Genomic DNA, 13,178 nt, shown 5'->3' on the forward strand with positions numbered 1-13,178 from the left:
GCCGCCGCCAGGCGGCCTTTTTGTTGCGCACGGAAGAGTCGTGCGTGGCGGCCAATTACACTTGCCCCCATGCACGACGGCACCACCCATTCCGACACCACGCCCCAGGAGGGCATCGTGGTGCGCAAGCGCCGCAAGGGCATCTACATCCTCCCGAACCTGTTCACGCTGGCGGCGCTGTTCGGCGGCTTCTATGCCGTGGTGATGGCGATGAACCAGCGCTTCGACATGGCCGCCGCCGGGGTCTTCGTGGCCATGGTGCTGGACAGCCTCGACGGGCGCGTTGCGCGCATGACCAACACGCAAAGCGCCTTCGGCGAGCAGATGGACTCGCTGTCCGACATGGTCTCGTTTGGCGCCGCGCCGGCCTTGATCGCCTACGAATGGGCGCTCAAGGGACTGGGTCGCTGGGGCTGGATCGCTGCCTTCGTCTACTGCGCCTGCGCGGCGTTGCGGCTGGCGCGCTTCAACGTCAACACCGGCGTGGTCGACAAGCGCTACTTCCAGGGCTTGCCGTCACCTGCTGCGGCCGCACTGGTCACCGGCTTCATCTGGCTGATGAACGATTACGCCGTCAAGGGCTATGAGGCCGCATGGGTGATGTTCGCGTTCGCGCTGTTCGCCGGGCTGACGATGGTGACCAACGTGCCGTTCTACAGCTTCAAGGACATCTCGATGAAAAAGAGCGTGCCGTTCGCCGTGATCGTGCTGATCGCGCTGGGCATCGCCGTCATCAACATCGATCCGCCGGTGGTGCTGTTCGTGCTGTTCTGCCTGTACGGCATCTCGGGTTACGTGCTCTATGGGTGGCGCCGCGCTAAGGGCCAGCGCGCCAGCGTGATCAGCACGTCCACCGACGAACCCGAAGAGAGCGGCCTGCACAAGTGAACCGACTTCGCGGCCCTGCTGACGCGGCGGCATCGGCCGTTTGTGCTAGAGTGCCCGCCATGCACCTGATCTCGCTGGCTCTACTGCTATCCACCCACGGGCGGAGACGGTAGCGCACGCGACCACCAGAATCTCGACGGCCCGTTTGCACCAGCAGCGGGCCGTCTTTCTTTGGGGCTGCTGGTCCACCTTCCACGACGACGAAAGCCATTCATGTCCATGTTGAAGAACCCCGCCAGCAAGTACCGCCCCTTCGCCCCCGTCGGGCTGAAGGACCGCACCTGGCCCGACGCGGTGCTGACCCGCCCACCCGTGTGGTGCAGCGTGGACCTGCGGGACGGCAACCAGGCGCTGATCGAGCCCATGGACATCCCGCGCAAGCTGCGGATGTTCCAGGCGCTGGTCCGGATCGGATTCAAGGAGATCGAGGTCGGGTTCCCGTCCGCGTCGCAAGTGGAGTTCGATTTCCTGCGCAAGCTGATCGACGAGAACCTCATCCCCGAGGACGTCACCATCCAGGTCCTCACGCAAGCGCGTGAGCCGCTGATCCGCCGGACGTTCGAAGCCTTGCAGGGTGCACGTCGCGCCATCGTCCACCTGTACAACGCGACTGCGCCCGTGATGCGCGAGGTGGTGCTGGGCCTGGACGAGGACGGCATCGTGCAGCTGGCGACCAGCCAGGCCCGCCTGTTCAAGGAGCTGGCGGCGCAGCAGCCCGGCACCGAGTGGACCTTCCAGTATTCGCCCGAGATGTTCTCCGGCACGGAGCTGGCCTTTGCCAAGCGCGTGGTGGACGCCGTCACCGAGGTTTGGGAGCCGACGCCGCAGCGCAAGTGCATCGTCAACCTGCCGTCGACCGTGGAGCATTCCACGCCGAACATCTTCGCCGACATGATCGAGTGGATGCACCGGCACCTCGCGCGCCGTGACGCGATCGTGCTCTCGGTCCATCCCCACAACGACCGCGGAACGGGCACGGCGGCCGGCGAGTTCGCCGTGATGGCCGGCGCAGACCGCCTGGAAGGCTGCCTGTTCGGCAATGGCGAGCGCACCGGCAACCTCGACCTCGTCAACGTGGCCCTGAACCTGTACACGCAGGGGGTGCACCCCGGCCTGGACTTCTCCGACATCGACGACATCCGCCGCACGGTCGAGCACTGCAACCAGCTTCCCGTGCATCCCCGCCATCCGTATGTCGGCGAGCTGGTCTACACCTCGTTCTCGGGATCGCACCAGGACGCGATCAAGAAGGCGTTCGGTGCCCGCCGCGAAGGTGACCTCTGGGACATGCCCTATCTGCCGGTCGACCCCAAGGACCTGGGCCGCAGCTACGAGGCGGTGATCCGCGTCAACAGCCAGTCCGGCAAGGGCGGCATCTCCTATCTGCTGGAAAGCGAGTACGGGCTGGAGCTGCCGCGGCGGCTGCAGATCGAGTTCAGCCAGGTGGTGCAAGGCGTGATGGATGCGAGCGGCAAGGAACTGACGGCACGCGAGATCTTCGAGCTCTTCGAGCGCGAGTACGGCGTCCGCAGCATTCCGGCGCCGCGCCACCAGGTGCTGGACGAGGCCTCCGGGGCCAGCGGCAAGCTCGTCAAGCTCGTGGCCGACGTCGGCGTGTCGGGGCGCCAGCTCACCATCCAGGGCGCCGGCAACGGGCCGATCGATGCCTTCGTCGAGGGGCTCGCGGCGGCCACTGGCGAGGAGGTGCGGGTGCTGGACTACCACGAGCATGCGATCGGCTCCGGCGCCAACGCCCAGGCCGTCGCCTACTTGGAACTGCGCATCGGACAACGCACGTTGTTCGGCGTGGGCATGGATGCGAACATCGTGTCGGCGTCGCTCAAGGCCATCGTGTCCGGCCTGCAGCGCGCCAAGGGCAATCCGATCGCGGAGGAAGCGGCATGGCAGAGCAACTGATCATCTTCGACACCACCCTGCGTGACGGCGAGCAATCGCCGGGCGCGTCCATGACCAAGGACGAGAAGCTGCGCATCGCGCGTCAGCTCGAGCGCCTGCGGGTGGACGTCATCGAAGCCGGCTTCGCCGCCAGCTCCAACGGCGACTTCGAAGCGGTGCAGACCATCGCGAACGCGATCAAGGATTCGACGGTCTGTTCGCTGTCGCGTGCCAATGACCGCGACATCTCGCGCGCGGCCGAGGCGTTGCGCGGCGCCAATCGCGCCCGCATCCACACCTTCATCGCGACGTCGCCGCTGCACATGGAGAAGAAGCTGCGGATGTCGCCCGAGCAGGTGCTCGAGCAGGCCAGGCAGTCGGTGCGCTTCGCCCGCAACCTGTGCGCCGACATCGAGTTCTCCCCGGAAGACGGCTACCGCAGCGAGCCCGACTTCCTCTGCCGCGTGCTGGAGGCGGTGATCGCGGAAGGCGCCACCACCATCAACGTGCCCGATACGGTCGGCTATGCCGTGCCCGAGCTCTACGGCAACTTCATCCGCATGCTGCGCGAGCGGATCCCGAACTCGGACAAGGCCATCTGGGCCGTGCACTGCCACAACGACTTGGGCATGGCCGTCGCGAATTCGCTGGCCGGCGTGAAGATCGGCGGCGCGCGCCAGGTGGAGTGCACCATCAACGGACTCGGTGAGCGGGCGGGCAACTGCTCCCTGGAAGAGATCGTGATGGCGGTGAAGACCCGCAAGGACTATTTCGGGCTCGAACTGAACATCGACACCAGGCACATCCTGGCAGCCAGCAGGATGGTCAGCCAGACCACCGGGTTCGTGGTCCAGCCCAACAAGGCGGTGGTGGGCGCCAACGCGTTCGCCCATGCCAGCGGCATCCACCAGGACGGCGTGCTCAAGGCCCGCGACACCTACGAGATCATGCGCGCCGAGGACGTGGGCTGGAGCGCCAACAAGATCGTGCTGGGCAAGCTGTCGGGGCGCAACGCATTCAAGCAGCGGCTGCAGGAGCTCGGCGTGCAGCTCGACAGCGAAGCGGAGGTCAACGCGGCGTTCGCCAAGTTCAAGGAGCTGGCTGACCGCAAAAGCGAGATCTTCGACGAGGACATCCTGGCCCTGGTGGGCGATGAGGCCGTCACCCAGGAACAGGAGACCTTCCGGCTGATCTCGCTTCGCCAGCACAGCGAGACCGGGGAGCGGCCGCACGCCACGGTGGTGTTCGCAGTCGACGGCAAGGAAGTCCGCGGCGAGGCCGAGGGCAACGGTCCGGTCGACGCCTCGCTCAAGGCCATCGAAGCCCACGTGAAGAGCGGGGCGGAGATGGTGTTGTATTCCGTCAACGCCATCAGCGGCTCCACCGAGAGCCAGGGCGAGGTGACGGTCCGTTTGCAGAACTCGGGCCGGGTGGTCAATGGCGTGGGCGCCGATCCCGACATCGTCGTCGCGTCGGCCAAGGCCTACCTGAGCGCCCTGAACAAGTTACAAAGTAAAGCTGAGCGGCTTGCCGCACAAGGTTAGGGGTGTGTCCATATAATTCGGCGAAGGCTTAGGAAAGTTACCTAAGTTGTTGATGTTGCGTAGTTTTTACCGACTCGGTAAAGTCGAGTCGATCAAGGGCCAGCAGGGAGTCTTTGATGCAGCCAGCGCCGAATGCCGTGAACAAGACACTCACTCGACTACTTCATACCGTGGCGGCGATCGCAGTCGTCGCCACGCTCGCACCGGCGCCCGCTGAGGCCGCCGGCCGCAAGGCGGTGGTCAAGAAGCAACGCGTCTCCAAGACGGTCGTTGCGACCAAGCGCCGCCCCGTCATCGCCGCCGTCGCCCGGCCGTCGTTCGGCCAGCTCGCGGGCCTGCACGGCACGCAGGACCAGCTGGACCTGCGTTCCAGCGTCGCCCTGGTCATCGACCAGGACACCCGGGAGGTCCTGCTGTCCAAGAACGACCAGGCCGTGCTGCCCATCGCCTCGCTCACCAAGCTCATGACGGGCCTGATCGTCAGCGAAGCCAAGCTGCCGATGGACGAGGTGATCACCATCACCCAGGACGATGTCGACACCGAGAAGGGCAGCAGCTCGCGCCTGCGCGTGGGCACGACGCTGACCCGCGCCGAGGCCCTGCACCTGGCGCTGATGTCCAGCGAGAACCGCGCGGCGCACGCGCTGGGCCGGACCTACCCCGGCGGACTCCAGGCCTTCGTGGCCCTCATGAACGCCAAGGCGCAGACCCTGGGCATGAAGGACACGCAGTATGTCGAGCCGACCGGCCTGTCCAGCCGGAACCAGTCGAGTGCGCACGACCTCGCCATGCTGGTGAACACCGCCTACCAGGATCCGCAGCTGCGCGAGTACTCCACGTCGCCGAGCTACCAGGTCGCCGTCGGCAAGCGGACGCTGCAATACAACAACACCAATCGCCTGGTGAAGCACCCGGAGTGGGAGATCGGTCTGCAGAAGACCGGCTACATCTCCGAGGCCGGGCAGTGCCTGGTGATGCAGGCCAGGGTGGCCGGCCGCAAGCTGATCATGGTGTTCCTGGATTCCGCCGGCAAGCTCAGTCGCATCGCCGATGCCGAGCGGGTGCGCCGCTGGGTCGAAACCAACGCACCGGCAGCCACTCCGGCGGCTGCGGCCGTCCGGCAGGTCAACGGCTGAGATCGTCGACATCCAGAAGAGAAGCGGCCCCACGGGGCCGCTTTTCTTTTGGGCGCGCCGGCCAGCGCGGCCAGCGTCAGGCGACCTTGGCGGCTGCGGCCGGGGTGTGCCCCAGGGCTTCGGAGATCGCGTTGGCCGTGGCCTGCAGCTTGGTCAGCCAGCCTTCGTCGAGGCGGTCGGCGGGAGCGGAGATGGACAGCCCCGCCACCAGCTTGGCCTGGTCGTCGTAGATGCCTGCGGCCATGCAGCGCACGCCGAGTTCGAGTTCCTCGTTGTCGCGCGCAATGCCGTACTGCCTGGCCTTGGCAAGCTCGCGCTCCAGAACCTGCAGCTGGGTGATGCTGTTGCGCGTGTGCCCCGGCAGGCCGGTGCGGGTGGCGTAGGCGCGCACCCGCGGTGCGTCGTCCGCCGCCAGGAACAGCTTGCCGGTCGAGGTGAGGTGCAGCGGCGCGCGCCCGCCGATGGCACGAACCACCTGCATCCCCGAGCGCTCGCTGTAGGCGCGCTCGACGTAGACGATCTCGTCGCCCTGACGCACCGACAGGTTAACCGGCTGCTGGATCAGCTTGTGCAGCTCGCGCATCGGCGCCAGTGCCGCATCGCGGACATTGAGCCGCCCCTTCACGAGGTTGCCGAGTTCCAGCAGGCGCATGCCGAGCCGGTAGCTGCCGGCCTCGGGACGGTCGACGAACCGGCCGACGGCCAGGTCGTTCAGGATGCGGTGCGTGGTCGACGGATGCAGGCCGGTCTTCTCGCTGATCTCCTTGAGCGACACGGCTTCCTCGCGCGAGGCGAGCACATCGATGAGCGCGAACATGCGCTCGATGACCTGGATGGTGGGGGTGGCGGGTTGACCGCTGTCTTGCTTCTTCATGGGAACCAGTGGTTGCAAGCTCCCATGGATTTTATCTTGTGAAATCAGCCGGGCGGCAAGGCGTTGTCGGTCCACGTGCCGTCCAGCAACACCTGGTGCGGCCGGAACCTGGCCTTGTAGTTCATCTTCGAGCTCTGCGAGATCCAGTAGCCCAGATAGACATGCGGGAGATTGAGCCGCTTGGCCTGGTCGATCTGCCACAGCACGCTGTAGGTGCCGTAGCTGGCGGACGTGTCCGGTTCGTAGAACGTGTACACGGCCGACAGCCCGTCGCCGAGCACGTCGAGGATGGAGACCATCCGCAGTGCCCCGGGCGACCCGTCGGGCAGCGGCTCACGGAACTCCACCAGGCGCGAGTTCACCCGGCTTTGCAGCAGGAACTGCGTGTACTGGTCGATGCTGTCGTGGTCCATGCCGCCGCCGGCATGGCGCCCGCTCTGGTAGCGCAGGTACAGCTGGTAGTGCTCGGGCACGAAGCACAGCTTGAGCACGCGTGCCTGCAGGTGCTGGTGCCGGGCCCACGCGCGACGCTGGCTGCGGTCTGGCGTGAACTGCTGCGCCAGCACGCGCAGCGGCACGCAGGCACGGCAACCGTCGCAGTACGGGCGGTAGGTGAACATGCCGCTGCGGCGAAAGCCGCTGGTGACCAGGTCCGAGTAGGCGTCGTTGTGGATCAGGTGGCTGGGCGTGGCCACCTGCGAGCGGGCCTGCTTGCCGGGCAGATAGCTGCACGGGTAGGGCGCCGTCGCATAGAACTGCAGAGTCTGGAGCGGAAGGTCCTTGAGGTGCGTCACGCGGCAGGCTTCGGCAACAGGGAGAGTTCGCGCCAGTATACGGGCAGGAATTCCCAGCGCGGGGCCGGACGCCGCGCCCGTTCGGCGACGGCTGCGACGAAGGCCTGGCGCGGGATTTCGCGCGCCCCGAGCGAGGCGAGATGGCGCGTGTTCTGCTGGCAGTCGATGCACTCGATCCGGTGCGCGCGACAGAAGGCGACCAGTGCCGCGAGTGCGATCTTGGAGGCGTCGGGCGCGTGGGTGAACATCGACTCGCCGAAGACCGCCTGTCCCAGGTTGACGCAGTACAGCCCCCCCGCGAGCCGGCCGTCGATCCAGGTCTCGACACTGTGGGCCCGTCCGGCTGCGTAGAACGCTTCGTAGGCCCGCACCATGTCGGGCACGATCCAGGTGCCCGACTGTCCCTCGCGCGGGGTGCCGGCGCAGGCGCGGATCACACCCGCGAAGTCATGGTCGAAGCGGATCTCGCAACGCGGGTCGGCAACGAACCGCTGCAGCGTCTTGCGCAGCGAACGGTGCAGCTTGAACTCGGCGGTGAACAGCACCATGCGCGGGTCGGTGCTCCACCAGAGGATGGGCTGTCCCTCGCTGAACCACGGAAAGATGCCGCCCTGGTAGGCCCGCTCGAGCGTCGGCACGTCGAGCGCACCGCCGGCGGCCAGCAGACCGGGAGCCGGCTGGGAAGCATCCCAGGCCTGGAACGCGGGAGGAAATGGATCGCCCGGGTCCAGCCAGGGCAGTCGGAGGGAGGGCGACACGGGCACGGGGATTCGTCTGCCGCCATTGTCGCGGCTCGTTCCTCGGCTGACCGCAATCCTGGCCCGGCGGATGGGAAAACCCGCATTGCCGGACCTGGAGCCGCAGGAACATCATCATGTAACCAAAAGTCAGTAAAAGTATCTCGATGTTCAAGCTTGCAATCCGGTGCCTGGTGGCGGCGTGCAGCCTCACCGCAGGCGGGGCCATCGGGCAGGGTGCTACCCCGGTGCGCATCGGCGTGATCTTCCCGCTGACGGGCGGCTCCTCGGACATGGGCAACAGCGCCCGTCTTGGGGCCCAGGTGGCCGTCAACGAGATCAATCAGGTCGGCGGATATCTCGGCCGCCCGCTGGAGCTGGTGGTGCGCGACGACAAGGCGGACAACGACACGGGCCTGAAGCACGCGGAGGAACTGGTCGTGACCGAGAAGGTCGCCGCGACCATCGGTTTTTGCAACACCGGCGTCGCCATGAAGGCACTGGAGGTCTTCCAGACCCACAAGTCCATTCTCTTCGTGCCCTGCGCCACCGGTACGGCAGTCACGGCCAAGTACCCGCCGGCCACGAGCTACATCTTCCGCACCTCGGCGCGCGACCAGTTGCAGACTCAGTTCCTGGTCGACGAGATCGTCAAGCGCGGCCTCGGCAAGGTGGCGCTGCTCGTGGACACCAGCGGCTATGGCGAAGCGGGCCTCAAGGACTTGGAAGCTGCGCTCGGCCGGGCTCAGCTCAAGCCGCACGCCGTGGTCCGCTTCAAGGTCGGCGTCGAATCGCTCGAGGAGGAGATGAAGCAGCTGAAGGCGACGGGCGCGGATGCCCTGATCGGCTGGACGGTCGGCCCGGAATCCGGCGTGATCTCGGCCGCCCGCGCAGCCGTCAAGTGGAACGTGCCGCAGTTCGGGCCCTGGGGCCTGTCGCACGCCTCCGCCTACCAGAAGTCGGGCGGCAAGGTCGAGGGGGCCCTGATGGTGCAGACCGTCCTGCCCAATCCGTTCCTGGAGCGCAACAGCACCTTCCTGCGGGCCTACACCAAGCTCGGCAAGGAGACGCCCATCGGCTCCATGATGTCGGCCGCGCAGACGTATGACAGCGTGCACCTCCTGTTGCGCGCCATGTTCGACTCCAAGGGCGATCTCTCCGGCCCGGGCCTGAAGAAGGCGCTGGAGAACCCGTCGGCGCCGTACCGCGGCGTGGTCTCGACCTACGAACGCGCGTTCTCGCCGGACGATCACGATGCGATCTCGGCCAACATGCTCTGGCTCGGCACGTGGCGCAACCAGGAGCGCGCCTACTACTACAAGGAGGACGAGCGGCGCGCCACCGTCATCCGCCGCAAGCAGGACCTTCCTGCGGCCAGGGCCGAGAGCCAGACGGCGAAATAACGCGCGAATCGCGCTCCCGATCAGGAACCGGCAAAAACCGCGCTATACTCGCGGGCTGTTCCCCGATAGCTCAGTCGGTAGAGCGCCGGACTGTTAATCCGTAGGTCCCTGGTTCGAGCCCAGGTCGGGGAGCCAAAGACTCGAATGAAATCAGCCACTTGGTCGCAAGGCTTTGTGGCTTTTTTCTTTGCTGGGCATGTGCTTGGTATGGGACTTATATTCAATGCTGTTGCACCGAGATTAATGAACCAGACGATGTCTCGCTTTGCGCCAGTTGACTCTCAGTATCCCTTCTGGGGCCCGCAACCCGTCCCTGGGAGAGCCCTGAGCGTCAGCAAAGGCTGCTCTGGGACGTAGAAGACACAGGAGTCTGGGGCGTCGGCGTCTGCTTCAACTGCAACGATGGCAGCGGTCCCGCTCGCATTACGGACTGATATTTCCCGGTCCATGGCTAGCACTTCCTCCTCGGAGCGTTGCGAGTCCCCGACTGCGTTTGACAGGGGAACGCTCAGCGCGAGATGAAAAAGTTCGGGTTCTAGCTATCACGGACGATGCCAGCCAGTGCATCCGTGGTAGTCGCCAAGCCTCCAGAGGGTAGATCGGCAGCTGTGGGGCGTTCCAGCAGTTGACTTGAAACTCAGCCGTGACATCATCCGGCCCGCGCGGGAGTCGCGTGGCTGAACGGGGAGTTCGGGATGGGATTGAAGGTGAGATCGCTTGTTGTCCTCGCCAGTGCGGCGATGCTCGTTTGGGGTTGCGGCGGCGGCGGTGACGGCGGTGGCGGCGGTGGCGCACTCACATCGGGGTCACGCCAGCTGATCGGCACAGCTGCGACCGGAGCGGCGCTGGCACGTGCATCAGTCGTCATCACCGATGCAAGCGGTGCCTCTGCATGTGAGGAAAGCGACGTCACCACAACTGTCGAAGGCAAGTACAGTTGCACGCTGAAGGCAGGACGCCTCGCCCCATACTTCGTCGTCGTGTCTGATCCGGCAGGCAACAGCACTGCGCTGGTGAGCGTGGCGACCGATGTCCCGGCGGCTGGGCAGAGCGTCATCGTCAACGCAACCCCGCTCACGACTTCCATCCTGGGTCAGCTCGCGCCAATCGGACCGGCGCATACACTAGCCGCAGGTGGCTCGTTGGATTCGAACGCGCTGCGAGTTCTCACAAGCAATGTTGTGGCGCAGCTCAAGCCGGTCTTGACCTCCCTCGGCGCTCCTGCGGACTACGATCCGTTCACGAGCAATATCGTGGCAGCGACAACCGCCAACACAGGTAACGCAGCGGACATGGTGCTGGACGTTGTCAAGGTCGGCCTTGACCCGGTCACCGGGAAGGCTGCCCTAGTCACCGTGGACAGTACGTCACCCGTTCTGATGGCGACGGCCTCAAGCGCAGGAGCGGCACTGCCCGTGCCTGACGCGAAATTGCAGCCGCTCATCCGCGGACTGCAGCTGGTCGCCAGAGGCTTCGAAACGTGCTTCTCGGTTCCGGCTGCACAACGAGTGCTCGCCGTCGATACCAGTGTTCCGTACTCTCAGGGCGGTCCCCGCGTAACCATGTTTGGCTCGGCATGCGCCAACTTGGTTTCGCGGGCGAGCAACCCCGGCCAGGTCGAGTTTTTGCAGGCAGGTTTCGACGCGGGCCAGTTCATCTATGCATCACTCACGTCGGACAGCACGACAGGCTCGAAGTACAGCGTCCCTGAGCTGTTGGCCTTCTACCCGGCCGTATCGACTGCCATTCCGCCTTCGATCGATGCCTACGACCGAGCAATGGTGAACATGAAGTTCGTCGACAGCCGAGGGAACCCAGGCAACATGATCTCCATGGTTGCCCGTCTCCCAGGGAGTGCATCGCTCGAGAGGCCGAGCGAGTGGTGGCTGGTGGGTGACCAGCTGCCGACAGAGGTCGTGCCGAAGGCTCAACTCCGTCGCATCGAGCAGCTGAATCCTGCCAACACTGCGAAGTTCAGCACCTTCCAGAGCGGAGTTCAATTTAGCTTCAACACAAAGGGGCCCGGCAGCATAGTGGGTGGGCAGCCGCTTGCATTCGTCCGCGTTGCTGGACCAGGTCTGCCCGGTGATGGTGCCGCGGGCAGCGGGGTCGTCTACAGGGTCTCTTCACAGCCAAGCCAAGTCGGCATGGACCTGTTCAACAAGACCGGTAGCTTGACGGTTGGAAGTCAGTGCGGCAATGGTGTCGCGTTCAACTGTCCGAACATCTGGCTGTCACGCACCCGCGGACTGACTGGTGCGGACGCCACCACGCTCGTACCCAATCCGAACGACACTCCGCAGACAGCCCACATCTGGGCACAGCCAGGAGAAGGCTTCGACGAACGAAAGTTCCTGCGGGGCGCGTCCTACCGGGTGGAGTTCTTTTACGGCGCCAACACCACGACACCGGGGATGACTGTGCACAGGAGCCTTTTCACGGATCTGATCTCCGCGACTGCAGGTGCGAAGCTGCCCTGGAATACTCCAGGCGCAAACTGGCTCGCAGCGATGGATCCTGGAGGAAGCTTCGCTGGAGCACAATCACAGCTTTTCGTTGACTGGATCCAAGACCCTGCCGCTCCCCAGGTTTCCGGTGTCCAGGCGGTGGTTGATCCCGTCACCGGCAGCTTTGGTGCCGCAACTCCCGCGGCGCGCGGTGCCACCTCGTTGAACCTGCACACCACTGTTCCAGCCTTCGATGCCGGCACCCAGCGCACCATTCAGATGAACTATCGAATGCTTGACTGGAGCGGCAAGAGCGCGACGTACACTTGGAACTGAACAGGGGCGGGTGCGATGAATCGTGTTGATTCTGCGTGGGATCCATTCACATCCTGACATATGAGCACTTCAATTGAGGATTGAGGGGGCAGCTGGGCAATATGCCGATCTGCCTGTTGATTCCCCAGATCCTTGGTTCGAACCCAGGTCGGGGAGCCAAGAACAGCAAGGCCCCGCACGCAAGTGCGGGGCCTTTGTCTTTTGCGGACGCGAGCCTGTTCACGCCCAAGCCTTCGCACGTTTCACGATCGAGACTGGGTCCGGTCCCGCTTCCGCCCTGCCTGCCTCCAGGCGGCCGTCAGCCACAGTTTGTGGACGCGGTTACGTTGCGACGCTGCCGTTCGGCAGGTGACCCAGTGAGACTGACCACCGCTTCGCGCCCCAGTGGCCATGGAGCCGTTCTTCTGTGAGGCGGAATGCGGCCGCCGCGCTGCCGGCTGCGAAGGGTCGACCCGCCGCGCAAGGAGGTTTCCCGTGCAGTCCGTCCCGAATGTGCCACGCGCGCTGATCCACCAATCCGGTGTCGTGGAGGCGATCGCGTCCCTCTTCAGCCTGCCGCCGCCTGCCTTCCAGGCGCTCGAGCGCGGTGGCTCGCGGGTGTTCGAGAAGGCTGTCCGGGCATACCACTACTGGGCCGCCGAGCACCCGCCGCACGGCATCTGCCCCTACGACCGACCCCTGCTGGGGTACTTCCGCCTCACGCCGCAGGCGCTGGCCAGCGGCACTGCCCGCCAGCTGCATCGCGAGCACGCGGTGCCCGTCCGGCGGCTGGTGCATGAGCTCCGTCGCATCCGGCAGGCCGAGGGTGCCGTGTCGCGGCACGCAGCCGAGCGGGTGATGGCTGCCAACGAAATCGTGGTGATGACCAAGGCCGAAGCTGCGCGGCTGGACGGCCGTTACCGCAGCGAGATGCCCGGGGAGTGGGCGCTCGGGCAGTCCCACCTGCGCCGGCTCGAGTTGATGCTGGGCATTGGCGACGACGACCTGCTGGGTGTCCGGCAGATCGGCCCGGCGCCTGGCCGGTGAGTCGGGTAGCGCGCGGCCGGCGGCCGCATGCCTTCACCGCTTGCGCCCCAGTGTCACGCCATCGCTGATCGGATGGCCCGCCGCCCGCCGGTGAGTC

10 protein-coding genes and 1 tRNA gene are annotated in these 13,178 nt (G+C 65.6%); 8 read left to right on the top strand and 3 right to left on the bottom strand.

Going from position 1 to position 13,178, the window contains the following annotated elements; all coding sequences use genetic code 11:
* The first annotated feature begins 69 nt into the window (after positions 1–69).
* The 4 genes from pssA (at position 70) to pbpG (ending at position 5,464) form a co-directional block, all read left to right on the top strand.
* Positions 70–888, top strand: a complete 819-nt coding sequence (pssA, locus tag VFE82_RS07480) for a CDP-diacylglycerol--serine O-phosphatidyltransferase (RefSeq protein ID WP_324999628.1) — start codon at positions 70–72, stop codon at positions 886–888.
* 219 nt (positions 889–1,107) lie between these two features.
* Positions 1,108–2,805, top strand: coding sequence for a 2-isopropylmalate synthase (leuA, locus tag VFE82_RS07485; protein WP_324999928.1), 1,698 nt, complete (start codon positions 1,108–1,110; stop codon positions 2,803–2,805).
* The gene (locus tag VFE82_RS07490; protein WP_324999629.1) at positions 2,790–4,328 is read left to right on the top strand and encodes a 2-isopropylmalate synthase; all 1,539 of its coding nucleotides are present in this window, start codon (positions 2,790–2,792) and stop codon (positions 4,326–4,328) included. The genes leuA and VFE82_RS07490 overlap by 16 nt, the downstream gene beginning before the upstream one ends.
* A gap of 116 nt (positions 4,329–4,444) precedes the next feature.
* Positions 4,445–5,464 (top strand): D-alanyl-D-alanine endopeptidase, encoded by a 1,020-nt coding sequence (gene pbpG, locus VFE82_RS07495; protein ID WP_324999630.1) that lies wholly within the window; start codon positions 4,445–4,447, stop codon positions 5,462–5,464.
* A 76-nt stretch (positions 5,465–5,540) separates the two neighbouring features.
* On the opposite strand, the gene VFE82_RS07500 is transcribed toward pbpG, so the two are convergent.
* The 3 genes from VFE82_RS07500 to aat are packed head-to-tail and all read right to left on the bottom strand — an operon-like array spanning position 5,541 to position 7,890.
* The gene (locus tag VFE82_RS07500; protein ID WP_324999631.1) at positions 5,541–6,338 is read right to left on the bottom strand and encodes an IclR family transcriptional regulator; all 798 of its coding nucleotides are present in this window, start codon (positions 6,336–6,338) and stop codon (positions 5,541–5,543) included.
* Between the two features lie 44 nt (positions 6,339–6,382).
* Positions 6,383–7,132 carry an arginyltransferase gene (locus VFE82_RS07505; protein ID WP_324999632.1) on the bottom strand — a complete coding sequence of 250 codons (750 nt, stop codon included), beginning with the start codon at positions 7,130–7,132 and terminating at the stop codon, positions 6,383–6,385.
* Positions 7,129–7,890: a leucyl/phenylalanyl-tRNA--protein transferase gene (gene aat / locus VFE82_RS07510; protein WP_324999633.1), complete on the bottom strand. Its 762-nt coding sequence runs from the start codon at positions 7,888–7,890 to the stop codon at positions 7,129–7,131. Before aat ends, VFE82_RS07505 begins: the two co-directional genes overlap by 4 nt.
* A 146-nt stretch (positions 7,891–8,036) precedes the next feature.
* On the opposite strand from aat, the gene VFE82_RS07515 reads away from it, so the two are divergent.
* From VFE82_RS07515 to VFE82_RS07530, 4 genes are all read left to right on the top strand, one after another.
* Complete coding sequence (locus VFE82_RS07515) at positions 8,037–9,272, top strand: ABC transporter substrate-binding protein (RefSeq protein ID WP_324999634.1); 1,236 nt, start codon at positions 8,037–8,039, stop codon at positions 9,270–9,272.
* A gap of 59 nt (positions 9,273–9,331) precedes the next feature.
* Positions 9,332–9,407 (top strand) — tRNA-Asn (locus tag VFE82_RS07520).
* A gap of 560 nt (positions 9,408–9,967) precedes the next feature.
* A complete protein-coding gene (locus VFE82_RS07525; protein WP_324999635.1) occupies positions 9,968–12,055 on the top strand; it encodes a hypothetical protein in 2,088 nt (695 codons plus the stop codon).
* A 474-nt stretch (positions 12,056–12,529) separates the two neighbouring features.
* Positions 12,530–13,081 carry a hypothetical protein gene (locus tag VFE82_RS07530; RefSeq protein ID WP_324999636.1) on the top strand — a complete coding sequence of 184 codons (552 nt, stop codon included), beginning with the start codon at positions 12,530–12,532 and terminating at the stop codon, positions 13,079–13,081.
* Positions 13,082–13,178 lie beyond the last annotated feature (97 nt).

Origin of the sequence: Ramlibacter sp. (assembly GCF_035655895.1) — a bacterium.
Taxonomy (GTDB): Bacteria; Pseudomonadota; Gammaproteobacteria; order Burkholderiales; family Burkholderiaceae_C; genus Ramlibacter.

Coding starts and splice junctions, on each gene's coding strand:
- pssA (WP_324999628.1), top strand. CDS start 70: ATGCACGACGGCACCACCCATTCCGACACCACGCCCCAGGAGGGCATC.
- leuA (WP_324999928.1), top strand. CDS start 1,108: ATGTTGAAGAACCCCGCCAGCAAGTACCGCCCCTTCGCCCCCGTCGGG.
- VFE82_RS07490 (WP_324999629.1), top strand. CDS start 2,790: ATGGCAGAGCAACTGATCATCTTCGACACCACCCTGCGTGACGGCGAG.
- pbpG (WP_324999630.1), top strand. CDS start 4,445: ATGCAGCCAGCGCCGAATGCCGTGAACAAGACACTCACTCGACTACTT.
- VFE82_RS07500 (WP_324999631.1), bottom strand. CDS start 6,338: ATGAAGAAGCAAGACAGCGGTCAACCCGCCACCCCCACCATCCAGGTC.
- VFE82_RS07515 (WP_324999634.1), top strand. CDS start 8,037: ATGTTCAAGCTTGCAATCCGGTGCCTGGTGGCGGCGTGCAGCCTCACC.
- VFE82_RS07525 (WP_324999635.1), top strand. CDS start 9,968: ATGGGATTGAAGGTGAGATCGCTTGTTGTCCTCGCCAGTGCGGCGATG.